23 protein-coding genes are annotated in these 23,961 nt (G+C 70.4%); 7 read left to right on the top strand and 16 right to left on the bottom strand.

Annotated elements, in window-relative coordinates; genetic code table 11:
* Nucleotides 1–73: 73 nt before the first annotated feature.
* From BMZ18_RS12515 to BMZ18_RS12495, 5 genes are all read right to left on the bottom strand, one after another.
* Nucleotides 74–1,432: an ABC transporter substrate-binding protein gene (locus tag BMZ18_RS12515; RefSeq protein WP_068365897.1), complete on the bottom strand. Its 1,359-nt coding sequence runs from the start codon at nt 1,430–1,432 to the stop codon at nt 74–76.
* Complete coding sequence (locus BMZ18_RS12510; protein WP_068365896.1) at nt 1,429–2,565, bottom strand: branched-chain amino acid ABC transporter permease; 1,137 nt, start codon at nt 2,563–2,565, stop codon at nt 1,429–1,431. The genes BMZ18_RS12515 and BMZ18_RS12510 overlap by 4 nt, the downstream gene beginning before the upstream one ends.
* Nucleotide 2,566: 1 nt before the next feature.
* A complete protein-coding gene (locus BMZ18_RS12505) occupies nt 2,567–3,445 on the bottom strand; it encodes a branched-chain amino acid ABC transporter permease (protein ID WP_068099682.1) in 879 nt (292 codons plus the stop codon).
* A 64-nt stretch (nt 3,446–3,509) separates the two neighbouring features.
* Nucleotides 3,510–4,283 (bottom strand): ABC transporter ATP-binding protein, encoded by a 774-nt coding sequence (locus BMZ18_RS12500; protein WP_068365895.1) that lies wholly within the window; start codon nt 4,281–4,283, stop codon nt 3,510–3,512.
* A complete protein-coding gene (locus BMZ18_RS12495) occupies nt 4,273–5,076 on the bottom strand; it encodes an ABC transporter ATP-binding protein (RefSeq protein WP_068365894.1) in 804 nt (267 codons plus the stop codon). The genes BMZ18_RS12500 and BMZ18_RS12495 overlap by 11 nt, the downstream gene beginning before the upstream one ends.
* Before the next feature lie 132 nt (nt 5,077–5,208).
* Here BMZ18_RS12495 and BMZ18_RS12490 point away from each other — a divergent pair, with 132 nt between their 5' ends.
* The 4 genes from BMZ18_RS12490 to BMZ18_RS12475 all read left to right on the top strand — a co-directional run bounded on the left by BMZ18_RS12490 (nt 5,209) and on the right by BMZ18_RS12475 (nt 9,358).
* Nucleotides 5,209–6,522 carry a helix-turn-helix domain-containing protein gene (locus BMZ18_RS12490; RefSeq protein WP_244516517.1) on the top strand — a complete coding sequence of 438 codons (1,314 nt, stop codon included), beginning with the start codon at nt 5,209–5,211 and terminating at the stop codon, nt 6,520–6,522.
* An 87-nt stretch (nt 6,523–6,609) separates the two neighbouring features.
* On the top strand, nt 6,610–8,043 hold the full coding sequence (locus BMZ18_RS12485) for a hypothetical protein (protein ID WP_074922218.1): 1,434 nt from the start codon (nt 6,610–6,612) through the stop codon (nt 8,041–8,043).
* Nucleotides 8,040–8,786: an ESX secretion-associated protein EspG gene (locus BMZ18_RS12480; protein WP_082895065.1), complete on the top strand. Its 747-nt coding sequence runs from the start codon at nt 8,040–8,042 to the stop codon at nt 8,784–8,786. Before BMZ18_RS12485 ends, BMZ18_RS12480 begins: the two co-directional genes overlap by 4 nt.
* A 38-nt stretch (nt 8,787–8,824) precedes the next feature.
* Nucleotides 8,825–9,358: a hypothetical protein gene (locus tag BMZ18_RS12475; RefSeq protein ID WP_068099678.1), complete on the top strand. Its 534-nt coding sequence runs from the start codon at nt 8,825–8,827 to the stop codon at nt 9,356–9,358.
* A 21-nt stretch (nt 9,359–9,379) separates the two neighbouring features.
* Here the strand turns inward: BMZ18_RS12475 and BMZ18_RS12470 are convergent, their stop codons facing one another.
* Nucleotides 9,380–10,108: a siderophore-interacting protein gene (locus tag BMZ18_RS12470; RefSeq protein ID WP_068363894.1), complete on the bottom strand. Its 729-nt coding sequence runs from the start codon at nt 10,106–10,108 to the stop codon at nt 9,380–9,382.
* A 16-nt stretch (nt 10,109–10,124) separates the two neighbouring features.
* Nucleotides 10,125–10,949, bottom strand: coding sequence for an HAD family hydrolase (locus tag BMZ18_RS12465; RefSeq protein WP_068363891.1), 825 nt, complete (start codon nt 10,947–10,949; stop codon nt 10,125–10,127).
* 25 nt (nt 10,950–10,974) lie between these two features.
* Here BMZ18_RS12465 and BMZ18_RS12460 point away from each other — a divergent pair, with 25 nt between their 5' ends.
* Nucleotides 10,975–11,850: an aldo/keto reductase gene (locus BMZ18_RS12460; protein WP_068363888.1), complete on the top strand. Its 876-nt coding sequence runs from the start codon at nt 10,975–10,977 to the stop codon at nt 11,848–11,850.
* A 46-nt stretch (nt 11,851–11,896) separates the two neighbouring features.
* On the opposite strand, the gene BMZ18_RS12455 is transcribed toward BMZ18_RS12460, so the two are convergent.
* The 6 genes from BMZ18_RS12455 to BMZ18_RS12430 form a co-directional block, all read right to left on the bottom strand.
* Complete coding sequence (locus BMZ18_RS12455) at nt 11,897–12,544, bottom strand: SDR family oxidoreductase (protein ID WP_068099675.1); 648 nt, start codon at nt 12,542–12,544, stop codon at nt 11,897–11,899.
* A 122-nt stretch (nt 12,545–12,666) separates the two neighbouring features.
* Entirely contained in the window at nt 12,667–13,929 is a 1,263-nt protein-coding gene (locus BMZ18_RS12450) for an ABC transporter permease (RefSeq protein ID WP_068363885.1), read from the bottom strand.
* On the bottom strand, nt 13,926–15,146 hold the full coding sequence (locus tag BMZ18_RS12445; RefSeq protein WP_244516516.1) for an ABC transporter permease: 1,221 nt from the start codon (nt 15,144–15,146) through the stop codon (nt 13,926–13,928). The genes BMZ18_RS12450 and BMZ18_RS12445 overlap by 4 nt, the downstream gene beginning before the upstream one ends.
* A complete protein-coding gene (locus tag BMZ18_RS12440) occupies nt 15,143–16,711 on the bottom strand; it encodes an ABC transporter ATP-binding protein (RefSeq protein ID WP_068363882.1) in 1,569 nt (522 codons plus the stop codon). The genes BMZ18_RS12445 and BMZ18_RS12440 overlap by 4 nt, the downstream gene beginning before the upstream one ends.
* An 11-nt stretch (nt 16,712–16,722) precedes the next feature.
* Nucleotides 16,723–17,817 carry a BMP family lipoprotein gene (locus tag BMZ18_RS12435; RefSeq protein ID WP_211267490.1) on the bottom strand — a complete coding sequence of 365 codons (1,095 nt, stop codon included), beginning with the start codon at nt 17,815–17,817 and terminating at the stop codon, nt 16,723–16,725.
* 170 nt (nt 17,818–17,987) lie between these two features.
* Complete coding sequence (locus BMZ18_RS12430) at nt 17,988–18,188, bottom strand: cold-shock protein (RefSeq protein WP_068150067.1); 201 nt, start codon at nt 18,186–18,188, stop codon at nt 17,988–17,990.
* Nucleotides 18,189–18,455: 267 nt separating this feature from the next.
* Between BMZ18_RS12430 and thiM the strand changes: the two genes are divergently transcribed.
* Together thiM and glsA are read left to right on the top strand one after the other, a co-directional pair.
* Entirely contained in the window at nt 18,456–19,283 is an 828-nt protein-coding gene (thiM, locus tag BMZ18_RS12425; RefSeq protein WP_068363879.1) for a hydroxyethylthiazole kinase, read from the top strand.
* On the top strand, nt 19,280–20,479 hold the full coding sequence (glsA, locus tag BMZ18_RS12420; RefSeq protein WP_068363877.1) for a glutaminase A: 1,200 nt from the start codon (nt 19,280–19,282) through the stop codon (nt 20,477–20,479). The genes thiM and glsA overlap by 4 nt, the downstream gene beginning before the upstream one ends.
* Here glsA and BMZ18_RS12415 read toward each other — a convergent pair.
* From BMZ18_RS12415 to BMZ18_RS12405, 3 genes are read right to left on the bottom strand one after another with little or no spacing between them, the layout of a single operon-like run.
* Nucleotides 20,448–21,338, bottom strand: a complete 891-nt coding sequence (locus BMZ18_RS12415) for a pseudouridine synthase (RefSeq protein ID WP_244516515.1) — start codon at nt 21,336–21,338, stop codon at nt 20,448–20,450. The two genes, glsA and BMZ18_RS12415, sit on opposite strands and share 32 nt — an antisense overlap.
* On the bottom strand, nt 21,335–22,183 hold the full coding sequence (trhO, locus tag BMZ18_RS12410; RefSeq protein WP_068363872.1) for an oxygen-dependent tRNA uridine(34) hydroxylase TrhO: 849 nt from the start codon (nt 22,181–22,183) through the stop codon (nt 21,335–21,337). Before trhO ends, BMZ18_RS12415 begins: the two co-directional genes overlap by 4 nt.
* 28 nt (nt 22,184–22,211) lie before the next feature.
* Nucleotides 22,212–23,846 carry an alkaline phosphatase D family protein gene (locus tag BMZ18_RS12405; protein ID WP_068363869.1) on the bottom strand — a complete coding sequence of 545 codons (1,635 nt, stop codon included), beginning with the start codon at nt 23,844–23,846 and terminating at the stop codon, nt 22,212–22,214.
* Nucleotides 23,847–23,961 lie beyond the last annotated feature (115 nt).

The following is a 23,961-nucleotide window of genomic DNA, read 5'->3' as shown; positions in this document are numbered from 1 at the left end:
CCACCCCGGGCCGCCGAGTGCGGCGGCCCGGCGTCGAGACACCGGGCCGCCGCCGCCTCAGCCCGCCACCACCTCAGCCCGCCGGAGGGGTGTCCGGGATCCCGCTCTCCGGCGGTGTCGCTCGCTCGCCGGTGTACTCTTCGACGGGGGCGTCACCGATGTCGGTCACGAGCACCGGCGTCAGGTTCTCCGGCACGCCTCCCCGGATGCGGTAGACGTTGGCTCCGGAGATGCCGAGATGACTCTCGGGCGAATAGCGGAAGGGTGCCAACTGAGGGCCCTGGAAGGACTTGCCCTCCGACTGAAGGGCGCTGACGATCGATTCGCGGGTCGGGTTCTCCCCGGCAGCCTGCAGCGCCTGCACGAACGCGTAGGCGTGGCTCATGCCGTAGATGCGGTAGTTCGTCAACGGCTCCCCGGTACCGTTCTGCTCCCACACGCGCTGCCAGAGTTGGGTCCAGGGGCTCTCCTCGTCATCGGTGCCGTCGATGTACTGCAGCGAGAGGATGTTCTCCAGCGACGACGCGCCGTCGGTCACCGCTCCCTGCGAGAAGCGGCCCAGCAGGGAGCCGACGAGATCGACGTCGGACCCGATCGAGGAGTAGAACCACTCCGGCGTGTAGTTCAGACGACGCGAGACCAGCTGGCTCAGCGCCGTATACGACGGCACGTTGAACCCGAGCACCAGGTCCGCACCGGATGCCTGCAACTGGGCGATCTGCGGTGCGACGTCGGTGTTGCCGGACGTGTAGCGCGCGACGCCGACAATCTGATCTCCGAGGTACTGGCGGACGGCCTCCTCGCTGTCGCGTCCCAGATCGTCGTCCTGGAGGAAGAGACCGACCTTCGCGTCGGGGCGGTTCTCGAGGACCCAGTCCCCGATGATCTTGCCCTCGACCTGGTAGTCCGGCTGCCATCCGAAGGTGTTGGGGTACTTCTCCGGATCGTTGCCCCACATGATCGCGCCCGACGAGACGAAGAGGTCCGGCACGCCCTCCTCGTTGAGGAAGTCGATCACCGCGCTGTGCGTCGCCGTGCCGAGTCCACCCACCATCGCGAACACCTCGTCCTGGAGGACGAGTTCGTTGACCACCTGCGTCGTCGTGGTGGGGTCGTAGGAATCGTCACGCACCACGTACTCGATCTGCCGACCGTTCACCCCGCCGCCGGCGTTGACGAAGTCGAAGTACGCCTTGGCGCCGGTGGGGATCTCGCTGTAGCCCGGTGCCGCCACGCCGGTCAGCGGGTAGTGGGCGCCGATCTTGACCGTGGTGTCGGTGATACCGACGGTGGATCCCTCCGACGAGGTCTCGCCCTCCTCGCGGCCGCCGGCCCCGCAGGACACCGCCAGCAGCGCGGCCGCCGCGAGTGCCGTGGACCGCAGAGCCCAGCGCCGCGGACCCGTTCTCCTCGAGTGCGTCTGGTATGTCATCGCGTCCCTTCCTTCTCCGGATCGTTCGAGTCGTTCAGGTCCCGAGCAGCGGTGGTCGACCGGTACCGCAGGTAGCGCATCCGCACGGTGCCGACCAGCCCGAGCGGAGCGAAGAGGATCACCAGGACGGTGAAGACGCCCGTCACCAGCGGCGCCAGTTCGGCCGCCTGCAGGCTGGTCAGTCCGCCGTCGAGGCCGAGGTTGGTGACCACGGGCGGGATGTACGTCAGCAACGCCGCGCCGAGCAACGCACCGCTGAGGGTGCCCAACCCACCGATGACCACCGCCGAGAGCAACGTCAGCGACAGCACCAGCGTGAACCCACTGGGCGCGGCGATCCTCGACGCCATCGCCATCACCGCCCCGGCCGCACCGGCGCACGCGGCGCTGACGACGAACGCCAGAATCCTGCTGCGCGCGAGGTCGATTCCCGCGATCTCCGCCGCGACGTCGTCGTCACGCACCGCGCGCCACTGCCGACCGACGCGGCCGACCGAGAGGTTGGCGAGGAAGAAGAACACCAGGACGAGGAGGAACCAGGCCACGTAGGCGACGAACTTGGTGGAGGTGAGTTCGTTCCCGGTGACGAAGTACGCGATGTCGTCCAGCGCACGCGGCACGTCCGGGGACGGCACGATCAGTCCCTGTTCGCCGCCCAGGTACTCCGAGAAGTACAGCGCCAGACCGGGTACGGCCACCGCCAGGGCGAGAGTCGCGCCGGCGAGATACGGCCCGTGCAGTCGCGCCGCGGCCAGACCGACGACGATTCCGACGACGCCGGCCGTGACGGTCGCCGCCAGCAACACCAGCGGTACGGACCATCCGGATGCGTTCGCGCGCAACAGCAGTGCGGCGGTGTAGGCCCCGATGGCCATGAACGCCCCGTGCCCGAGCGACAACTGTCCGTTGAGGCCGGTGAGCACGGTCAAGCCCCCGGCCGCGACCGCCAGATACGCGACCGAGGTGAGTTGACTCTGGCGGAAGGTGCTCACGCTCTCGAGGACGAGGACGATCACCACGACGGCCACCAGAGCACCGAGCAGATGCCGCCGCACCGGGGTGGCGACGAGGCGGCCGAACCGCGAGGTCTGCGTCGGCGACGACGACGGGCGGGATCGGGTGGGTGCGCTCATGTCAGACCCTCCTGGCCGAGGCGGCGGCGAACAATCCGTTGGGGCGCAACAGCAGAACGACGATCAGGATCACCAGGGCGGCGAACGACACCAGGTCCTGGCCGACGTATCCGCTCACCGCGGACAGTCCGACCCCCATGAGCAGTCCCCCCACGACCGCTCCGACGGGACTGTCGAGACCGCCGAGCACCGCGGCGACGAAGCCGAACACCACCACCGAATCCATGTAGCCGGGGTGGACCAGCGACCCGCCCGCGATGAGCAGGCCCGCCACCGACCCGACGGCCGCGGCCAGAGCCCATCCGAGGGTCAGCATGCGACCGACCCGCACCCCCAACAGGCGCGAGACCTCCTGGGAGAACGCGCTGGCGCGCATCGTGAGGCCGAGGTCGGTGAAGCGGAACAGGGCCACCAGCGCGGCGAGCACGACCAGCACCGCGACGACGGTGTAGACGTCGTTCCCCGTGAGCGCGACGTCGACGGACCCGATGCGTTGCCCGTCGAGTCCGAACGGTGCCGGGAACGAGCGGAACTGGTTGCCGAACACCAGCGCCGCGACGGCGTGGATCACGATGAACAACCCGAGGGTGAGAATCACCGGATTGATGTGCGACGCACTGTCGACGTACCGGATGATCAGCCGCTCGACCAGGGCGCCCAGGAGAAGGCCCGACAGGAGCGCCACGCCAAACCCGATCCAGTACGAGTAGCCGGCGTCGATGACGGTCAGGGCGACGTACGTGGTGATCATCGCCATCGGCGCCTGCGCGAAGTTGACGATGCGGGTGGACCGCCAGATGAGCACCAACGCCAGGGCGAACGCGGCGTAGATCATCCCGTTGGTGATGCCGTTGATGACGATGGTGAGAAGTTGCTGCACCGCATGACCTTTCGAGATCGGGAGGGCCGTCGTGGCCGGGAGGTCCGGAATGCGTTCCCGCGGATCAGAAGCCGAGATAGGCGTGGCGCAGCTCCGTGTCGCCCTGCAGGTCCGCGGCCGGGCCCTCGCGCACGACGCGGCCGAGCGAGAGCACCACCGCGTGCTCGGCGATGGACAGCGCACTGCGGGCGTTCTGTTCCACCAGCACGACCGTCAGTCCGTCGGTGTCCACTGCATCTCGGAGTTGCCGGAAGATCTGCGCGACCACGCGGGGAGCCAAGCCCAGGGACGGCTCGTCCAGCAGTAGGACCGAGGGGGTGGCCAGGAGCGCTCGCGCGATCACGAGCATCTGCCGCTCACCGCCGGAGAGCGTGTGCGCCGTTGCCTGCCGCCGTTGGGCGAGCGGCGGGAACATGTCCCAGACGCGGCTGATGTCCATGCGAGGGCGAGAGGTGTTGCGGCCCAACAGTCCCAGGCGAAGGTTCTCCTCGACCGTGAGTTCGACGATCACCCCGCGCCCCTCCGGGACGTGGGACAGTCCACGGCGGGACATGCTCTCGGCCCCGGCACCGATCAGGTCGTGATCGCCCATCGTGATGCTCCCGGACACCGGGCTCTGCACGGCGGACACGGTGCGCAGCGACGTGGTCTTGCCGGCTCCGTTGGCCCCGAGCACCGCCGTCACGGCGCCGGCGGGAACCGTCATCGACACCGCGTCCAACGCCGTCACCGCGCCGTACCGCACGGTGAGATCGCGGATTTTCAGCGCCGCCGTGTCCGTTGCCGCGGTGTCCTTTGCCGCCCTGTCCGTTGCAGCGCTTCCCCTGTCACTCTTCACGGTCCACCTCGTCTCCCAGGTACGCGGCGAGCACCGCGGGGTCCCGACGCACCCGGTCGGGTGTCCCGCGGGCGATGACCTTGCCGAAATCGAGCACCACCAGGTGGTCGCAGACGCTCATGACCAGATCCATGTGGTGCTCGACCAGCAGGATGGACATGCGCGTGGTCAGCGACCGCATCGTCTCGGCGAGGTCGTCCATCTCCGCGTCGGACAGTCCCGACGCGGGTTCGTCGAGCAGCAGCAGAGTCGGCTCCGACACGAGAGCGCGAGCCAGCGCGACCTTCTTGCGGACCGCGTACGGCAGGCTGGGCGGATACCGCGACGCATGACCGTCGATGCCGAGTTCGACCAGCACGGCCAGTGCGCGGTCCCGGAGCGCCGCGGTGTCCCGGCCCGCCGATCGCAGCCCCAGGAGGGCGCTCACGACGCCGGTGGTGGAGAGGTGGTCCGCGCCGACCATGACGTTGTCCAGGACGGTCATGCGGTCGAACAGCCCGAGGCCCTGCAGAGTGCGGCTCATACCCAGTCGAGGCAGGTCCTTCGGCCGGAGGCGCGCGATCGGCTCGCCGCTGCGGACCACCGAGCCCGCCTGCGGCCGCACCAGCCCACAGGCCACGTTGAACAGCGTGGTCTTGCCGGCCCCGTTGGGCCCGATCACGCCGAGAATCTCGCCCGAGCCGACCGACAGACCGACGTCGGACAGAGCGGTGATGCCGCCGAACTCGACCGTGACGTCGGTCAGGGCGAAGACGGATTCGGTCGTGATGGGTGACGGTTCGGTCAGCGGCACAGTGGTCCACCTCACAGTTCGGGTGGCACTCACTATGGACGCTGCGCACAGTCCTGGATATGGGCGGAGCGCACAAATCTGATGGGTCCCGGGGCACTGTTTTCGGTCATTTCACCCCGTTCTCCGGGCGCGGTGCGCAAAGCTCTGCTCATGGGCTCGCCGCCGCACGGACGAGGTGACGTCGGTCGCGCCCGTGCCCGCGCCACGGGTGTGCTCGCGCGACTGTCACCGGACGAACGCGACGCGGTGCGACGTGCCTGGGCGACCCTGCTTCCCGAGTCCGACGCGCTCGCGGACTCGATCACGCTGGCGCTCTTCGAGCAGGACCCGGAGTACATGGCGGCCGGCTCGGACATCCCGTCCATCGTTCGCTCCAGCACGCGGGAACACATCCGCCTCGGGCTCCGTCGACTGAGCGGCATGCCGGACTCACCCGAGGCGACGACGGACGTGTGGCGGCGCACGGGGCGCGAGCGCGCACGCCAGGGCATCCCGATGGAACTGGTGCTCAAGGCCTACACCCTCGGGTCCCGAACACTGTGGGAGGAACTGGCCGCGGCCGTCGCCGAGAAACCGTCGTTGCTCGAGGCTCGGCTGCTTCTGGTTGCGGGACAACGCCTCTGGCAGGCGCTCGACACCCAGAACACCATCCTGGTGGACGCTTACCGGCGCGAGACCGCGCGCATGCAGCAGCGCGACCTGTCGAAGATCCTCTCGGTACTCGACGGTCTGCGCGACGGCCGCGGTGCGGACCCGCAGTTCGCCGCCGACGCCCGAGCCACGTTGGGGCTCGGCACATCTCAGGCGATCGCCTGCGCCGTCGGCGCGGTGTCCGACCTGGGCGAGCCGCCGCTCTCCGCACCCGAGGACACGGTCGACCACGTGACCACCTCGTCGTACTGGCACGTGCGCGACGGCGTGCAGTTCGGTCTTCTCGGGCTCGGGCCCGGTGGCACGTCCGCCGTGGCCGACGCCGTCGCACCGCGGGCGACAGGACCGGTGGGCATCGCGTCGTCCGCCGACGGGTTGGCGTCGTTCGCCTCCGCGTATCGCACCGCGGCCCGCGCCGCCGCGACCGTCGCGACCGGCGACCGCCTCGCCGTCGTCGCCACCGACAGACTGCCCGCCATCGTCGTCTCCGCCGACGACGAGATCGGCGATCTGATCGAAAAGCACGCCTTCGGCGACCTGGTGCACCAACCCGCGGCCACCCGGGACACGCTGCTGCGCACGCTCGCGCACGTGCTCGTGGCCGACGGTTCCCCCACCAACGCGGCCAAACTGCTCTACTGCCATCGCAACACCGTCATCTACCGGATGCGGCAGGTGGAGGACCTGACCGGCCGCAGTACGGCCGACCCCGACGACCGCCTGATCCTCACCCTCGCCCTGGTGCGGTCGGGCCACTGGTCGGATGCGGTGGGTGCCGCCGACTCGCGGGCCTGACCCGCGGGGAACCGTTCGGGTCCTCGCTGCGTCGAACCTCCGCAGGGGATCGGTGACTCGTCACCGAGGACGGCCGGAGGGATCGACATGAGCGGCATGGACACGCTCGGGGCGTGGGTGGAGTCGGCCCGCGACGTCGGAGCGCACGTGATCGACCGGGCGGGGGTCGCGTTGAGCGATCTGCTGACCGGCGACGACAGCGAACGACTCGCCGCCGGGGAGCGGGCGCTCGCGCGGTACCGGGACCTCGACGGCACCGTCGCCGGGCCGACGGGTGCCCCCGGCGGCGTGGTGCCCGAGGCGTTCGAGGCCATGTCGCACCCCGCGATCTGGGGCCATGCGGTGGAGCTGACCCCGGCGATGCTCGACGCCGGGGCGGAGACCTGGCGTATGGCGCACGAGCGCCTCGCCGCGGCCGTGACCACGCTCTGGCACGACCTCGAGGCCGTACTCGGAACCGACTGGCAGGGTATGGCGGCCGACGCCGCCCTGGCCGCGGTGGCGACCTACCGCGACCGGTCGACGGCGTCGGTGGATCTCATGGGCGCCGTGTCGGCGGAGCTGGACGTGGCTCGTCACGGACTGGCCGCCACCCGCGAGAACGTGCCCCCTCCGCAATCCTTCACCCCGTCGGACTTCGCGCGGGTCGCCCTGGCGTCCGCGGCCCTGAACCCCTTCGCCTCCGTCCAGAGCGTGACCTCCCTGTTCGCTGAGGAGGAGGAACGTCGCGCCGCCGCCGTCGCGGTCATGAACACCGTGTACGTGCCGACGGTGCTGCGGGCCGACGGGGCCGCGCCCGTTCTGCCGCCCCCGGTCGACCCTGCCCCCGGCGGGTCCGGGGCCGGCGGCGGCCTCGGCGGTGTCGGCCTCGGGAGTGTCGGCCTCGGCAGTGTCGAACACGGAACGTCGACCCTCTCGGGAGCGGGCGGTGTCGTCGGATCGACGACGTCGGGGCCCGCCGACACCGTCGCCGCCGGCGCGGGACAGTCCGCGGGCCCGGCGGCCGTCGACGGGACCGGTGCGGGGACTCCCGGGGTGGCCGATCGCGCGGGCGCGTCGACGGGACCCACCTCGACAGCCGGCGGCGGTCCCGGCGGCGTCCTTCCGGGGCGGCTCGGAGCGAGCGAGTCCGCCCCGGTCCGCGCGGCATCGTCCTCCTCGGCCGGTGCACCTCGTGACCGTCCCGGCATCGGCGGACCCGGAGTCGGCCGGGGTGGAGTCGGCGGGGGCGGAGTCGGTTCGGGCGGCGGAGCGGCCCACCCCGACGGGCCCGGCTCGCGCATCCTCGGCGAGCGCGTGGTGGGACCGGCCGGGACCGGTGCCGCAGCATCCCCGGCACCGGGGTCCTCCGGCGCCGCCGCGGTCGGCCGGGGCGGGATGTACGGGCCGGCGGCGATGATGCCCGGTCGAGGCGGCGCCGACGACAGCGAGCATCGTCCAGCGAGTTACCTCGTGACGGCGGACAACGGCGACGCGCTGGTGGGCGACCTCCCGCTGGTGGCACCGCCGGTCATCGGATGACGGCACGAGTGTTCTCGCCGCTCGCGTTCGAGGTCCTGAGCGCCGTGGTGGGTCGGACGCGGCCACCGTTCCCGATCGTGACCGCCGCGGACGACACCGTCACCGACACGGCGGCGCTGGCCGGCCGTCGTCGCGACGCACTCCGCGCGCTGGTCGCCGGGGACGTCGTGACCGGCGCGGCCACGATGGATTCCACTGCCCGCCACCTCACCGTGTGCGGCGTCCACGTCGACGGAACGCGGCTCCGCCTCCGCGCCGCGGTGCGCGACACCGGCGCCGGCGCCGTACTCGTCGTGCAGCAGCCGGACGGCGTCGTCACCGTCGACGAGCTGTCCGCGACCGCGCTGCCGAGTGCCGTCGTCGGCGCGATCGGTGGACGTGCGGGCGACCTGCCCGCGGCGACGGCCGACCGTGTCGCGATCGAGGCGTCCAGCTCCGCCGTCCGCGATCGGGACGACGCTGCGACCCGGGTGCGGTCGGTGCTCGCCCTCCCGCGCACCGGCATCGGGGACGTCGTCGTCGGCCGCCTCGGTGACGATCCGGACGGTCCCCTCGCGGCCGACCGCAGCGTCCGATGGATCGACACCGCACGCGGCCGCTACCTCCTGACCTCGACGGCGACGACCCTGACGGTGCAGCCCGCCTCCCCCGCTGCCACGGTCGCCCTGGTTCGACACCTGCTCACCGGCCCCGACCGCGAGGACGACGCCGTGTCGCCCGCGCCCGGCGGGGTACGCGGCTAGGGTTGGGCCGGCACACGACCGAGGAGAGGACGGAGCTGATGAGCGATCGTTACCGCGACGAGTACCAGGGCGGCTACCAGGGCGGGTACGACGATCGGACACGCGCCTACGGCCGTCAGGAGCCCTACTCGGCGCCGCCGCAGAAGCCGAATTCCGGCCTGAAGTTCGACGTCGGCCCCTTCGTGGGCGGGGTGGTCGCCACCGCGATCACGACGTTCCTCGCGGGCTGGGTCGCCACCGCGATCGTGCAGGCCGTCTACAACCGCACCGACACCCGCGTCTTCTGGATGTACGGGCTGTCGGACCCGTGGATCGCGGGCATCTACGGCGCGCTCGCCGCGGTCCTCGCGGGCGCGTTCATGCTCCTGCTGTTCCAGGCCGTGCCGTCCCCGAACACGTTCTTCTCCTGGATCGCGGGACTGATCGTGGTGGCGGTGATCGTGCTCCCGTTCCTCGCGGCCGGGGCGATCACGGCAGCGATCGGTGCGGCCATCGTCAACGGTCTGATGGGCTTCGTGATCGTCGCCCTCCTGTCGACCACCGCGGCCAAGACGTACCACGGTCGGCCCTAGCCCCGGCCACGGCGCCGCGCGTCAGGCGATCCAGTACCCCTGGGCCTTGAGCGCCCCGCGCGCGACCCCGTACCGGGACTTGAAGATCGACCCGAGAGCGCGCGTGGTCACGGTGTCGCACGCGATCCAGGCGGCGTGATCGGGGGCGTCGAACACCCCGGCCTGGACGGCCTCCACCAGGGCCGCACCACCGTCGCGTCGCGGAATGCGGTGGACGGTGGTCGCGGGGGTGGCCGCGATCGGCAGGTCGTGGTCCGACTCGTGGACCGTCTCGAGCCACAGGGTGACCGGAAGCGTGTCCGGCAGCGCGCCGAGCAGAGACCTGATCGCGGGCACCGACGCCGAGTCCCCGGCGATCAGGTATCCGGCGGGCAGCGGGTCGGGTACGGCGTACTTCGATCCCTGGAAGGTCGCGTCCAGAGTGTCGCCGGGACGGGCGCGTCGCGCCCAGTCCGATGCCGCGCCGGCGTGGAGGGCGAATTCGACCGTGAACTCGTCGGCCTCGGGATCGGGGTCGACGACCGTGTAGGCGCGGTGGTGCAGCGTCGACGAGCCGTCGTCGGTGGGGAACCAGCACCGCAGCCACATCGTCGGGTGGTAGGCCTTGCGGACGAACAGCCCACCCGCGTTCATCCGCACGCGCCGATAGTGCGGCGTGACGTCGTCCGTGTGCAGAACGGTCAACCGGACGTCGGCGCCGCCCATCAACTTGAGAACGGTGCCCTGCCAGCCCTTGGTCTGAGTGCTCACGAGAGGTGAGGGTAACCTAAGTCGGCTCGGCGCGGGTGAGCTCCTCCAGGTACACGGCTACCCCGTCGTCGTCGTTGGCGGGCACGAGCCGATCCGCCACGGCCCGCACCTCGGCGATGGCGTTCTTCGGAACCACCGCGGTCCCGGCCCACGCGAGCATCTCCAGATCGTTGCGCGCATCGCCCGCGGCCGCCACGTCGACCGCGTCGATCCCCCGCTCCCGACAGAGCGCGGCGAGAGCGGCGGCCTTGGAGACCCCGCGCGCCGCCATCTCGACGTAGGGCGCACCCGAATGCGTCACGGCCAGATCGAGCCCGGCGTCCGCCGCCGCCCGGTAGAGATCGACGCTCGCCATCTCCGGATGCCGGGCGACGATCTTGACGACGTCCTCCGTCAGCGTCGGGAAACGCTCGTCGGCCAGGACCATCGACTCGGGCTCGCGATGATGGTCGGAGAACACGCACAGGGCGGCGTAACCGGACTCCGCGACGAACGTCGTCGGGCCCACGGCGGCGAAGACCGTGCCCGGCACGGCCCGTCGTACCGCGTCGACGGCAGCGGCACCCGCCGCCGGGTCCAGTCCGACGGTGCTGCGAATCATCGGCGTTCCGTCCGCGAGGTCGATCACCACGGCGCCGTTGGCGCACAACGCGATTCCGCGAAAACCGCAGGCCGCGGCGAACTCGTGCACGGAGTGCCGCGCCCGCGCCGTCGCCCACACCACCTCGATCCCCGCGTGGCCGGCGGCCCGGAGTGCGGCCGCGGTGCGCGGGGAGACGGTGCGATCCGAGCGCAGGAGGGTGCCGTCGAGGTCCGTCGCGAACAGCTTCACACCGACCACTCTTCCAGGTGGCTACCGTGGGGGTATGACCACTCCGACGATCACCTTGAATTCCGGAACGTCGATCCCCGCACTGGGACTGGGCGTCTGGCAGGCCACGAACGACGAGACCGAGAAAGCCGTGCGCTACGCGATCGACGAGGCCGGTTACCGGCACGTCGACACCGCCGCGGCGTACGGCAACGAGGAAGGGGTGGGGCGGGCACTGGCGGCGTCGTCGGTGCCGCGCGAGGACCTCTTCGTGACGACGAAGCTGTGGAACTCGGACCAGGGATACGACTCCGCGCTGGCCGCGTTCGACGAGAGCCTGCGCAAGCTCGGTACCGACTACGTGGACCTGTACCTGATCCACTGGCCGCTGCAGAACGACGAGCGGCTGCTGCGGACGTGGGATGCGTTCGAGAAGATCTCCGAGTCCGGCCGGGCGAAGGCCGTGGGTGTCTGCAACTTCGAGCCGCGCCACCTGGGGTTGCTGGTCGACCGCGGCGGACTGTTGCCCGCCGTGGACCAGGTGGAGCTGCACCCGCGGTTGGCACAGAAGGAGATTCGGCACGTTGCCGGCGACCACGGCATCACCGTCGAGTCGTGGAGCCCGCTCGGCGGCACCAGCAACTCGGGGTGGGGGCGCGACTCGAAGCCGAACACCTTGCTCACGGACGAGACGCTGACCGACATCGGCGCCGCCTACGGCAAGTCGGCCGCGCAGGTGATGATCCGGTGGCACCTGCAGAACGGCTTGGTGGTCATCCCCAAGTCCGTGCACGAGGAACGGATCGCGCAGAACATCGACGTGTTCGACTTCGAACTGTCCGACGATGACCTGCAGCGCATCGACGCCCTCGACACCGGCGAGCGGGTGGGGGCGCATCCGAACGATCTGAACATCGGCGCCCCCGACTGACGGCCCCCGTGCGCCGCAGGGTCAGGCCTGCGGCGCACGCCCGGCGTCAGGCCAGGGCGTCGGCGATCGGGGTGTCGCCCTGGTCGAACTCGATCATGCGACGTGACGTCGAGGGGGTGTCGAGCGCTGCGGCGAGGACGGCGGCCACATCGTCCCGGCTGACGCTCTCCCCGGTCGCGCCCTGCTCCTTCGTCCGGATGGAGCCGGTGCCCGCGTCGTCGGTGAGGGACGACGGGGCGACGATGGTCCAGTCGAGGTCGCTGTTCTTCAGGTGCTGGTCGGCCTCCGCCTTGGCCTCGGCGTACGCGTAGAACGAGTTGTCCGGCGCGACACCGTGATCGGGACCCGCACCGAAGTACGACACCAGCAGAAAGCGGGACACCCCGGCCGACTGGGCGGCGTCGACGGTGCGGATGGCAGCGTCGCGGTCGACGGCGTACGTGCGGTCGGGGTTGCCGCCACCCGCGCCGGCCGCGAAGACGACGGCGTCGTGCTCGGCGATGGTGCCGGCGATCTGCTCCGTGGTCTGGTTCTCGACGTCCGCGACGACGGCGGTGGCACCGGCCTGTTCGATGTCCGGCGTTTGGTCGGGGTTGCGGATGAGGGAGGACACCTCGTGACCGCTCTCGGTGAGGAGCTTCGCGAGCTTCAGTGCGATCTTTCCGTGGCCACCGACGATGGCGATGCGAGACATGGTGTTCCCTTCGAGTGCGTGTCGAGCGGGGCGCGGGGCCCTACTCCTACCAGCGCTCGGGATGCCCGGAGCGGGAGCGACCACAAACATCGAGCGGGAGCGACCACAAACATCTGCACTCGTCAGCGGTACGGCTTGCCGGCGGCGGCGGGGCCGCGCACCTTCCCCACGAGTCCGGCGACGGCCAGGATGGTGACCACGTACGGCAGCATCAGCATGAATTCGCTGGGCACGGGCGAGCCGATGATGCCGAGCACGTTCTGCAGGTTGGAGGCGAAGCCGAAAAGCAGGGCCGCGAGGGTGGCGCGCACCGGGTCCCACCGCCCGAAGATGACGGCGGCGAGCGCAATGTAGCCGGCTCCGGCGGTCATCTCCTTACCGAACGCGCCGACCGAGCCGAGCGTGAAGTACGCCCCGCCCAGTCCCGCGATGGCCCCGGCGAGGCACACGTTCCAGAACCGGGTGCGGCGCACGTCGATACCCACCGAGTCCGCGGCCCGCGGGTGTTCGCCGACGGCGCGCAGCCGCAGCCCCCAGCGGGTCTTGAAGAGACCGACGAAGACGGCGATCACGGCGACGAACATGACGTACTCGATGACGGTCTGACGGAACAGCAGCGGCCCCAGCACGGGGATCTGAGACAGCACCGGGATCTCGAGCCGGGGGAACCGCGGCGGCGAATTCAGGGTGGCGCCGCTGGGCACCAGGACCTTCGAGTACAGGAAGCTGGTGAGGCCGACGACGAGCACGTTGAGCACCACGCACACGATGATCTGGTCGACGAAGTAGCGGATGGCGAACACCGCCAGCACGCTGCCGACCAGGGCGCCCGCGATGAGAGCCGACGCCAGGCCGAGGTAGGCGGATCCGGTGACCGACGCGACGACGGCACTGACGAACGCGCCGCCGAGCAGCTGACCCTCGATCGCGATGTTGACGACACCGACGCGCTCGGAGATCACGCCGCCGAGGGCGCCGAAGATCAGCGGTGTGCTGAGAGCGACGGTGCCGAGCAGCAGGCCCGGCACAGGGATGGTCTCGCCGGCCGCGGACCACGTGAGGAAGGTGAGCACGAACGCGACGGCGAACACCACCGTCACCGCGAGTGGCGTGTGACGACCCGCTCGCGTCAGCGCCGCGGCGAGGGCCGTCAGCGCGAACAGGACCACGACGAGAACGACGCACGTGGCCCGCGCGGGCAGTCCGACGTCAGGCAGCGCCACGACATCACCGTCGGACGCGAGGCGGAAGGTGCTGGTGCCGCTCTCTCCCCGCAGGCCGAACAACACCAGGGCGAGCACGGAGACGACGCCGAAGACGATCGGCAGCTTCCAGGACACGCCCGGCCGCACCTCGGGGGCGCGCTCGGCGACCACCGTGCTCATCGGGCTGCCGCCTTCGATCGGGATTCGGGTAGTCGGAACACGGCCCTCACCAAGGGCGGGGCGGCGATGAACAGCACGATCACCGACTGCACCACCAGGACGATGTCGACGGGGATGGATTCCGCGGCCTGCATGGCGAAGCCACCTGCCTTGAACGCGCCGAACAGGATGCCCGCGGCGAACACGCCCCACGGCCGGGAGCGGCCCAGCAACGCCACGGTGATCGCGTCGAAGCCGATGCCGGCGTCGATGTCCGCGGTGAATCCGGTGGTCACGGTGCCGAGCACCTGCGCGACGCCGGCGAGTCCGACGAGAGCACCGGACAGCACCATGGCCCAGACGTAGGTGCGCTCGACCCGGATTCCGGCGACCCGCGCGGCCGCGGCGTTCTCGCCGACCACCCGGAACCGGTACCCGACGGCGGAGCGCTCCATGAGCCACCAGACGGCCGCCGTGACGAGGACGACCAGCACGAAGCCCCAGTGCAGCGAGTACCGCGACCCGAACAGCGAGGGCAGGACCGCGGTGTCGGCCATGGCGGGGGTCTTGGGGTTGTTCGACCCCGGCGCCTGCAGGGCTCCGGGAGTCCGCAGCAGGTACGAGATGAGGTAGAACGCGACGTAGTTGAGCATGATCGTGACGATCACCTCGTGCGCGCCGGTGCGGGCGCGCAGCAGACCGGCGATCCCGCCCCACAGCGCGCCGCCCACCACACCCGCGACGATCGCGGCGATCAGGTGGACCACCGGCGGCAGGTCGTAGGTGAAGCCGACGTACCCGGCGCACGCGGCGGCGATCAACATCTGACCGCGGCCGCCGATGTTGAACATGCCGACCCGGAAGGCCAGGGCCACACCGAGACCTGCCGCGATGAGCGGCGTCGCGAAGGTGAGGGTCTCGGTCAGCGGACGGATGCCGTCGACGAACCGCGGACGGCGGAAGTTGTAGACGCTGCCCTGGAACAGCGAGGAGTAGGCGCCGAACACCGCGTCCCACACGGCCGACAGTGTGTCGGTCGGACGGGAGAAGAAGTAGCCCGACGCGGTGCGGACCTCGGGATCGGTGACGGCGATGAGCACCGCCCCGACCACCAGCGCCATGACGACGGACAAGAACGAGAGCAGCACACTGCCGGTCGCGATGCGCCGGAGCACCGATTCGGTCTCGGTGGCCGCGGGCGGCGTCGATCCGGTGGGCGCGGTGTCGGTGGTGGTCACGCCGACGTCTCCCGTCGACCTGCAGCGACATCGGCGGGTCCGTCGGCGGCATCGGCGGGTCCACCGGCCATGAGAATTCCCAACTCTTCACGGGAGGCGTCGCCGGGCACGATGCCCACGATCCTCCCTCGATACATCACGGCGATGCGGTCGGCGAGCGCCGCGACCTCGTCGAGTTCCGACGACACCACGACGACGGGTGTGCCCGCGTCGCGCGTCGCGACGATGCGCTTGTGCACGAACTCGATGGAGCCGACGTCGATGCCGCGCGTCGGCTGCGAGGCGATGAGCAGACGCAACTCGCGGCCGAGTTCGCGCGCGAGCACCACCTTCTGCTGGTTTCCGCCGGACAGGCGACCGACCGGCGTGTCGACGTCGGGCGTCCGGACGTCGAACTCCTTCACCTTCTCGGTGGCGAACCGGCGCAGGAACGACCGCACGACGCCGCCCCGCCGGGTGAACGGTTCCCCGTGGGACCGGTCGAGCATGAGGTTCTCCGCCACGGAGAACTCGGCGACCAGACCGTCGTGCGAGCGGTCCTCGGGAACGAACCCGACCCCCGCGTCGAGCACCTCGCGCACCGATCGCCCGACCAGCTCGCGCCCGTCGAGTTCGACACTGCCGGCGACCGGGGGTCGCAGGCCCAGCAGCGCCTCGGTGAGCTCGGTCTGACCGTTGCCCTGCACGCCCGCGATGGCGAGGATCTCGCCGGATCGGACCTCGAAGGACACCGCGTCGACGACCGGGCCGGTGGATCCGAGCACGGTGAGGTCGCGCACCACCAGCGCCGGGTCACCGAACTGCCCGTCCTGCTTGCCGACTCGCAACTGGACGTCGCGGCCGACCATCAGTGACGCCAACTCGCCGTCGGTGGCGGTGGGCTGCGCTTCGCCGACCACCGAGCCGAGCCGGATGACCGTGATGCGGTCCGCGACCGCGCGCACCTCGCGCAGCTTGTGGGTGATGAACACGATGGCGGTGCCGGCGTCCGCGAGCTGACGCATGATGACCATCAGCTCGTCGGTCTCCTGCGGCGTGAGGACGGCCGTGGGCTCGTCGAAGACGAGGATGTCCGCGTCGCGGGAGAGCGCCTTGATGATCTCGACGCGCTGCTGCACCCCGACCGGCAGATCGCCCACGATCGCGTCCGGATCGACGTCGAAGCCGAACCGACCGGACACCTCACGCACCAGGGCGCGCGCGGCGTCGAGGTCGAGCCGCCCACCGAAGGACGTCTTCTCGTTGCCCAGCACGATGTTCTCGGCGACGCTGAACACCGGGATCAGCATGAAGTGCTGGTGCACCATGCCGATGCCGGCCGTCATCGCGGCACCCGGTCCGGCGAAGGCCTGCGGAACACCGTCGAGGAGAATCTCGCCCTCCTCCGCCCGGTACAGGCCGGAGAGGACGTTCATCAGGGTCGACTTACCGGCACCGTTCTCCCCGAGGAGGCAGTGGATCTGACCTGCCTCCACGGTGAGATCGATGGAGTCGTTGGCCACCAGCGACCCGAACCGCTTGGTGATGCCGCGCAGTTCGAGCTTGGGCGGCTGCTGAGACGTCATGGACCGTTGGGTCAGTTGGGCGACGAGGGCGAGACGACCTCGATGGACCCGTCGACGATGCCCGCGCGGATGGCGTCCAACTCACCCTGCAGAGCCGGATCGACCCGCGACTCGAAGTCGTGGAAGGGCGCGATGCCCACGCCCTCGTTCTCGAGGGTGCCCACGTACGGGGTGTTGTCGAACGAGCCGTCGGCCGCGGTGGTGACGACCTCCTCGGTACTGGTGGCCAGTCCCTTGGTGACCGACGTCAGCACCAGGTCGGCGACCGTCGGATCGGAGACGTAGACGTCGGCGTCCGCACCGATGAGGGCGACGGGCCGGTTGGTGTCGCGGATGGCCTGCGCCGCCGACTGGTAGATCGGACCGCCGACGGGGAAGATCACGTCGGCGTTCTGGTCGATGAGACCCTGCGCGGTGTTCTTCGCGACCTCGTTGGCCTCGAATCCGCCGGTGAACGAGCCGTTCTGCGCGGCGACGTCCCAGCCGATGACCCGCACGTCGCGGTTCTTCTGCTCGTTGAAGTACTGCACACCGTCGGCGAAGCCGTCCATGAAGATGGTGACCGTGGGGAACTGCGAGCCACCGAAGGTCCCGACGACACCCGTGGTGCTGAAGCTGGCCGCGGCGTAGCCGGCGAGGAACGCGGACTGCGCCATGTCGTACGTCAGGGGCTTGACGTTGTCGAGCTCGATCGAGTTGTCGTCGACGATGGCGAAGTTCACGTCCGGGTTCTGCTCCGCGGCCTGCTTGGTGGCGTCGGCGAGCGCGAATCCGACCGTGACGATCAGGCCGCAGCCCTGGTCGACGAGGTTGTTGAGGTTGGGGGTGTAGTCGGTGGGCGAGTTGGACTGCACCGTGATCGGCTCGAGGCCGGCGTCCTCGCTCGCCTTCTGCAGGCCCTCGAAGCTCAGCTGGTTGAACGAGCGATCGTCGAAGCCGCCGGAGTCCGACACCATGCAGGGCTTGAAGTCGCCCGAGGCGGCTCCGCCGTTGCCGCTCTCCTCCGGCGCCGCGCCACAGGCGGCGGCGAGCAGCGAGAGTGCGGACACACCGGCCAGTGCGGGCACCCGCGACCGGGCGGAGAGAGTGGACAGGGTCTTCGGCACGGGAGTACTCCGTTTCGGACGGGGAGCCGGCGCCGGGATGGTGCCCGCGCCGGGAGGCTGTGAAGGAACATTAACCCGAGCCACCGACGTCCGCCGCGCACCTGCCCGAAAAAGACCGACGGGGCCGGCCACCGCAGTGCGGTGGACGACCCCGTCGGGGTGATGCGAGATCAGAGAGCGCGAACGCTGCTGGCCTGCGGGCCCTTGGGTCCGGTGGTGACCTCGAACTCGACGCGCTGGTTCTCGTCGAGGCTCTTGAAGCCGCTGCCCTGGATCTCGGAGAAGTGAACGAAGACGTCCGGGCCGTCTTCCTGAGCGATGAAGCCGAAGCCCTTTTCGGCGTTGAACCACTTGACGGTTCCCTGAGTCATGATGAGCTCCCTACAGCTGACGTACATCGGATACCGCACTGTGCGATACCCGGGCCGGCTCTTCAAGCGGGGCGAGACTCCGAGAACCTCGGATGAGGCTCCAGGACGACGACCACGCTCGCAACGACAAGTTCCCAGCGAGCGTGCGGATACACGAACACACAAAAACTACGACCATTCAGCTACCGACGAGGCTACCGCACCGCGGCCGGTGGTGGCCATTCGGCCACCTCGCGTGAGCCACCCGGCGTCGGGTACACCGGGGTCATGAGTTCCGCTCCGATCACCGCCGACGCCCTGGCCGACGCTCTCGCCGCGCTGCGCGACCGCGCTCCCCTGGTGCATGCCGTCACCAACTACGTCACCGCCGGGTTCACCGCCAACGTGCTGCTGGCCGCCGGGGCGAGCGCCGCGATGGTCGACAACCGGGACGAGGCAACACTTTTCGCCGGTGTCGCCGACGCCGTCCTGATCAACCTCGGCACCCCGCACGACACCGCCGACGTCTATCACGCGACGGCGCGGGGTGCGCAGGACGCGGGCACCCCGTGGGTGCTCGATCCGATCGGTGCCGGCGGACTCCCCTGGCGCGGCGCCCTCGCTCGCGACCTGCTCGAGTACCGTCCGACAGCCGTGCGCGGCAACGCGTCGGAGATCATCGGGCTGTACGGCCTCACGGCCGGCGGGACGGAGGGCGGGGGAGGACGCGGCGTGGACTCCTCCGACGACCCCGCCGACGCCGTCCCCGCCGCCCGCGGGCTGCTGGAGTGGGCGGGTGCCGTGTCCGCCTCCGGCGCCGTGGACCACGTCGTGTCCCCGGCCGGAACCACCCGCGTCACCGGCGGTTCCGTCCTGCTGACGCGGGTCACCGGCACCGGGTGCTCGCTCGGGGCGCTGGTGGCCGCCTACTGCGCCGCGGTGCCCGACGTCGGACTCGCCGTCGCCGCGGCCCACACTCACGTGACGGTGGCGGCCGACGTCGCCGCCGATCGCGCGTCGTCACCCGGGAGTTTCGCCGTCGCGTATCTCGATGCGCTGCACGAAGTCTCGCCGGACGACGTCCGCCGCCGGGCGCGGGTGGAGCACGACGCGTGAGGAGTCCGATCACCGACTACCTCCGCGACGTCGTGAGCGAGTGCACCGAGGAAGACGACGAGTCGCCGCTGTCGGTCGCCGTCGTCACCGTCGAGGGCACGCGGTACAGCGCGGGTGACACCGAGGTGTCCTTCCCCATCCAGTCCATCTCGAAGGCGCTGACGTACGCGCTGGCGCTGAGTGACCACGGGCTGGACGCGGTGCACGAGAAGATCGACGTCGAACCGTCCGGCGATGCGTTCAACGAGATCTCGCTCGAAGCCGAGACGGGCCGACCGCGCAACGCGATGATCAATGCCGGTGCCATCGCGGCCCATTCGCTGGTGCACGGGTCCGACGCGACCGAGCGCGCCGATCGAATCCTCGCGTTGCACGCGTCCTTCGTCGGGCGGGAGCTCGCTGTCGACGAGAGCGTGGTCGACGACGAGATGGCCGGAGCGGACCGCAATCTCGCGTTGGCGCACATGCTCGCGTCCGTGGGTGTGCTGGCGTGCGATCCGCACGAGGTGGTCGAGGGCTACGCCCGCCAGTGCAGCATCGACGTCACCAGCGTCGACCTCGCGGTGCTCGCCGCCACGATGGCCAACGGCGGGGTGCACCCCGACAGCGGAGAGCGGGTGGCGTCGAGTGCGGTGATGCGCCAGGTCCTCTCGACGATGACCACGTGCGGGATGTACGACGGCACGGGCGACTGGATCGCCACCGTCGGGATCCCGGCCAAGAGCGGCGTGTCCGGAGCCGTCATCGGGGTCCTGCCCGGACAACTCGGCATCGCCGTGCACTCACCGGGTCTCGACGACCGCGGCAACAGCGTGCGGGGCGTGCGGGTCTTCGAACGACTCTCGCGCGACATGGATCTGCACATGATGGACATCGCCCCGTCCGGGCACTCCGCCGTGCGAGCCGTACGCACGGACGGCGCCGGCACCACCTACGAGTTGCAGGGTGACATCCGGTTCGCGGGCGCCGAGAACATCATGAACCGGGTGCTGGACGACACGGAACCGCACGACGCCGAATCGGCAGCGGACGGCGGCGACCCCGTCACCTTCGACCTGGAACCGGCCCGCGCGATCAACGGGGCGGCGATCCGGCTGCTGACCGAGCTGATCGAGCGACTCCGGGGCGACGGGCGCGACGTCCACGTCGACGATCCGAACGGGCTCATGGAGCATCGGTCGGCCGACGCCGGCTGACGAACTCCCGCCGGACGCCGGTGAGCGGATCGTCGAACGCCAGTCGACGGGCCACGAGCTGCAACGGCGTGGAGAAATCGTCCGCCGGCACGGAAACGAACTCGGGGTAGAAGGGGTCGCCCACGATAGGAATGCCCAACGACGACAGATGGATTCGCAGTTGGTGGGTTCGCCCTGTCCGTGGACGCAACCGGTAGAGTGCGTGACCGCCCCGCCGCTCGATCAGGTCCATTCGAGTCTCGCTGTTGGGCTCTCCCGGCACTTCGACGGCCGTCATCACCCCGTGCTCCTTGAGGATTCGTGACCGCACGGTGCGGGGAAACTCGAGCGCGGGATCGTAGCCCGCCAGCGCCTCGTACTCCTTGACGGCGCCGCCGCCGGGGACGAAGAGATCCTGGTAGGCGCGGCGGAATCGCGGTGCGGTGGTGAAGAGCAGCACCCCGGCCGTCGCCCGGTCCAGTCGATGCGCGGGCGTGAGATCGGGATCGTCCAGCAACCGCCGCAGTCGCACCGTCGCCGTCTCGGTGACGTGCCGCCCGCGCGGGATGGTCGCGAGGAAGTGCGGCTTGTCGACGACGACGATCGCCTCGTCGCGGTGGAGGATCTCGAGCTCGAACGGCACCGGCACCTCGGGCGCCGGGGTGCGGTGGAACCATACGAAGGCGCCGGGGCGATAGGCACTCTCGGGCGCCCAGGGGCGGCCGCGCTCGTCGACCACCTCGCCGGCCGCCATGCGATCCGCCCAGGGTTCGGGCGGCTCGAGGGCAGCGAGGAAGTCGAGCGTGGCGGGCGGGTGCGCCCCGTGCGGCAACCGCACCCGCAGCGGCGGCAGACCGCCGCGGAACGGAAGCGGCGTCACGCCGGCGCGCACTCGGGGCAGCGCAGCGTCAGCGAGCGACCGTCACCGTCGTCGAGGTCGACGTACCGCGACGTCGGATGTCCACAGCCCGAACAGGTTCCGATGACCGCCGGGTCCGGCGAGAACGCGACCGTCCGACGCTCGTCGAACACGAACAACGATCCCTGCCACAGCCCGTCGTCACCGAATCTCTCCCCGTAGCGCACGATGCCACCGTCGAGCTGGTAGACCTCCTCGAACCCCCGCTCGCGCATGAGGGCGGAGAGCACCTCGCACCGCACCCCACCCGTGCAGTACGTGACGACGGGTGTCGACCGGAGATGGTCGTAGACCCCGGCGTCGAGCTGGGTGACGAAGTCGCGCGTCGTCTCCACGTCCGGCACCACCGCACCGTCGAACCGGCCGACGGCCGCCTCGAAGGCGTTGCGACCGTCGAAGAACACGACGTCGTCACCGCGCTCGGCGACCAACGCGTGGACCTCGTCCGGCGAGAGCGGCGTACCGCCGCCGACCACCCCGTCCGCGGTGACCCGCACGCGATCGGGCACGCCGAACGTGACGATCTCCGGGCGGACCTTGACGCTGAGCTTGGGAAAGTCGTCGCCGCGCCCGTCCGACCACTTGACGTCGGCCCCGGCGAACGGGGCGTACTCACGGGTGCCGCGCACGTACCGCTTGACCGCCCGCACGTCTCCCCCGACGGTCGCGTTGATGCCGTGCGGGGAGACGACGATGCGTCCCGTCAGACCGTTCGACGACGCCAGCGCCAGCTGCCACAGGCGAATCGCCTCCGGGTCCGGCAACGGCGTGAACACGTAGAACAGCACGATCTTGGGGGTCGACACGGAAGGCCAGAATACCGGCCGTCGGGGGTCAGGTGAGCGGCGCCGCCGGGGTGACGGCCTGCGTTCCACTGGGCACCCGGTAGCCCGCACCGACGTACGCGGCGGTGTTCGGATCCTCCTTGTCCACCAGGTACCAGTGGTCCATCTGGACCGCCGCGGGCGTGACCTCGAGGACACCGAACCCGTGGGTGTCGAGGTCGACATACTTCACGTGGTGGTTCAGTCCCCGGAACGCGCCCTCGGCGACGCGGCCGACGGTGTGTTCCGGCACCCGCAGGAAGTCGTCGATGTTGGCCGACGTCACCGAGGTGACCACCAGCTCCGTCGCGACCGTGCCGGCCGCGGGGTAGTTCGCGGCGTCGACCGGGATGTCGCACGCCCAGGACGAGTGAATGTCGCCGGTGACGAAGACGGCGTTGTCGACGCCGTTCGTGCGCAGCGCGTCGAGCAGCCGCGCCCGGTCGGCGGTGTAGCCGTCCCACGGATCGGCGTTGTAGGACACTCCACCGGCCGGGAGGCCGAGCAGCTGCGTGACCGCGCGGGTGGTCTCCGGCTCGAGCGGCGGGATCAGCGTGGGGGTGATCATCACCGGGTTGCCGATGACGCGCCAGCGCGTCGGGGACGTCACGAGGGAGTCGGTGAGCCAGGCCATCTGCCCGGCACCGGTGATCGTGCGGTCCGGCGAGTCCACCGCGGCGCCCTGGAACGGCAGCACCTGCTGCGACCGGTAGGTGCGCAGATCCAGCATCGACAGTTCCATGAGGGTGCCGAACCGCAGACGCCGGTACAGGTGTCGGTTGTCCGGAGTCCCGGCCGCACGGACGGGCATCCATTCGTAGTACGCCCGAACGGAATTCGCCTTGCGGGTGGCCCAGTCGCCCTCCGTGGCCGGCTGGTGGTTCTGCGCGCCCGTATCGTAGGCGTCGTTGGCCGACTCGTGGTCGTCCCACGTGCAGATCCACGGAACGCCGAGATGCGCGGCCTGCAGATCGGGGTCGGTCTTGTACTGGCCGTGGCGGATTCGGTAATCGGCGAGTGTGACGATCTCGTGCACCGGGTCGTGGACCCGCACCACCCCGTTCTTGCCCTCGAAGCCGCCGGACTCGTACTCGTAGATGTAGTCGCCGAGATGCACGATCGCGTCGAGGTCGGAGCGAGCCGCGAGATGTCGGTAGGCACCGAAGTACCCCGATTCCCAGTTCGAGCACGACACCACACCGAACCGCAACCGGTCCACCTCGGCGGACGTGGCCGGCGCCGTGCGCGTCGTCCCCGTCGGCGACGACTGCCCCGCGGCCGTGAATCCGTAGTGGTACGACGTCGCGGGCGACAGACCAGAGACATCCACCTTGACGGTGTGGTCGGCGTCGGCGGAGGTCGTGACGGTTCCCGACCGCACCACGTCCGTGAGGGCAGCGTCGCGCGCGACGACCCAGGAGACGACGACGGCCGGCCCGCGACCGGAGCCCGGCACCGCGTCCGGCGTCGGCGTGACGCGGGTCCAGAGGATCACGGCGTCGGGAAGCGGATCGCCGGAGGCCACTCCGTGCCGGAAGACCGCGGCGGGATCGGCCGACGCGGCGCGCGCGGTGAGCACGGACGCGGCTCCCACTCCGGCGGCGACGGCGGTGGACTCGAGGAAGCGGCGACGGGTCACGGGCACGCAAGCAAGTTCAGGGCACGGACGCCTCGCGGTCAAGTGAACTCGTGGATTCGCTGCCAGCCGGTTCCCAGTGGTTTCCCGGGGGGCCGCGGCACGGTACGTCCAGCACCGGATC

The organism is Rhodococcoides kroppenstedtii, from assembly GCF_900111805.1.
Classification (GTDB): Bacteria; Actinomycetota; Actinomycetes; order Mycobacteriales; family Mycobacteriaceae; genus Rhodococcoides; species Rhodococcoides kroppenstedtii.
Note: the sequence above shows the minus strand (reverse complement) of the source record. Positions and strands in the feature narration are given on the sequence as shown.

Coding starts and splice junctions, on each gene's coding strand:
- BMZ18_RS12510 (WP_068365896.1), bottom strand. CDS start 2,565: ATGAGCGCACCCACCCGATCCCGCCCGTCGTCGTCGCCGACGCAGACC.
- BMZ18_RS12430 (WP_068150067.1), bottom strand. CDS start 18,188: ATGACTCAGGGAACCGTCAAGTGGTTCAACGCCGAAAAGGGCTTCGGC.
- BMZ18_RS12485 (WP_074922218.1), top strand. CDS start 6,610: ATGAGCGGCATGGACACGCTCGGGGCGTGGGTGGAGTCGGCCCGCGAC.
- BMZ18_RS12440 (WP_068363882.1), bottom strand. CDS start 16,711: ATGACGTCTCAGCAGCCGCCCAAGCTCGAACTGCGCGGCATCACCAAG.
- BMZ18_RS12450 (WP_068363885.1), bottom strand. CDS start 13,929: ATGAGCACGGTGGTCGCCGAGCGCGCCCCCGAGGTGCGGCCGGGCGTG.
- BMZ18_RS12475 (WP_068099678.1), top strand. CDS start 8,825: ATGAGCGATCGTTACCGCGACGAGTACCAGGGCGGCTACCAGGGCGGG.
- BMZ18_RS12455 (WP_068099675.1), bottom strand. CDS start 12,544: ATGTCTCGCATCGCCATCGTCGGTGGCCACGGAAAGATCGCACTGAAG.
- thiM (WP_068363879.1), top strand. CDS start 18,456: ATGAGTTCCGCTCCGATCACCGCCGACGCCCTGGCCGACGCTCTCGCC.
- BMZ18_RS12480 (WP_082895065.1), top strand. CDS start 8,040: ATGACGGCACGAGTGTTCTCGCCGCTCGCGTTCGAGGTCCTGAGCGCC.
- BMZ18_RS12460 (WP_068363888.1), top strand. CDS start 10,975: ATGACCACTCCGACGATCACCTTGAATTCCGGAACGTCGATCCCCGCA.
- BMZ18_RS12515 (WP_068365897.1), bottom strand. CDS start 1,432: ATGACATACCAGACGCACTCGAGGAGAACGGGTCCGCGGCGCTGGGCT.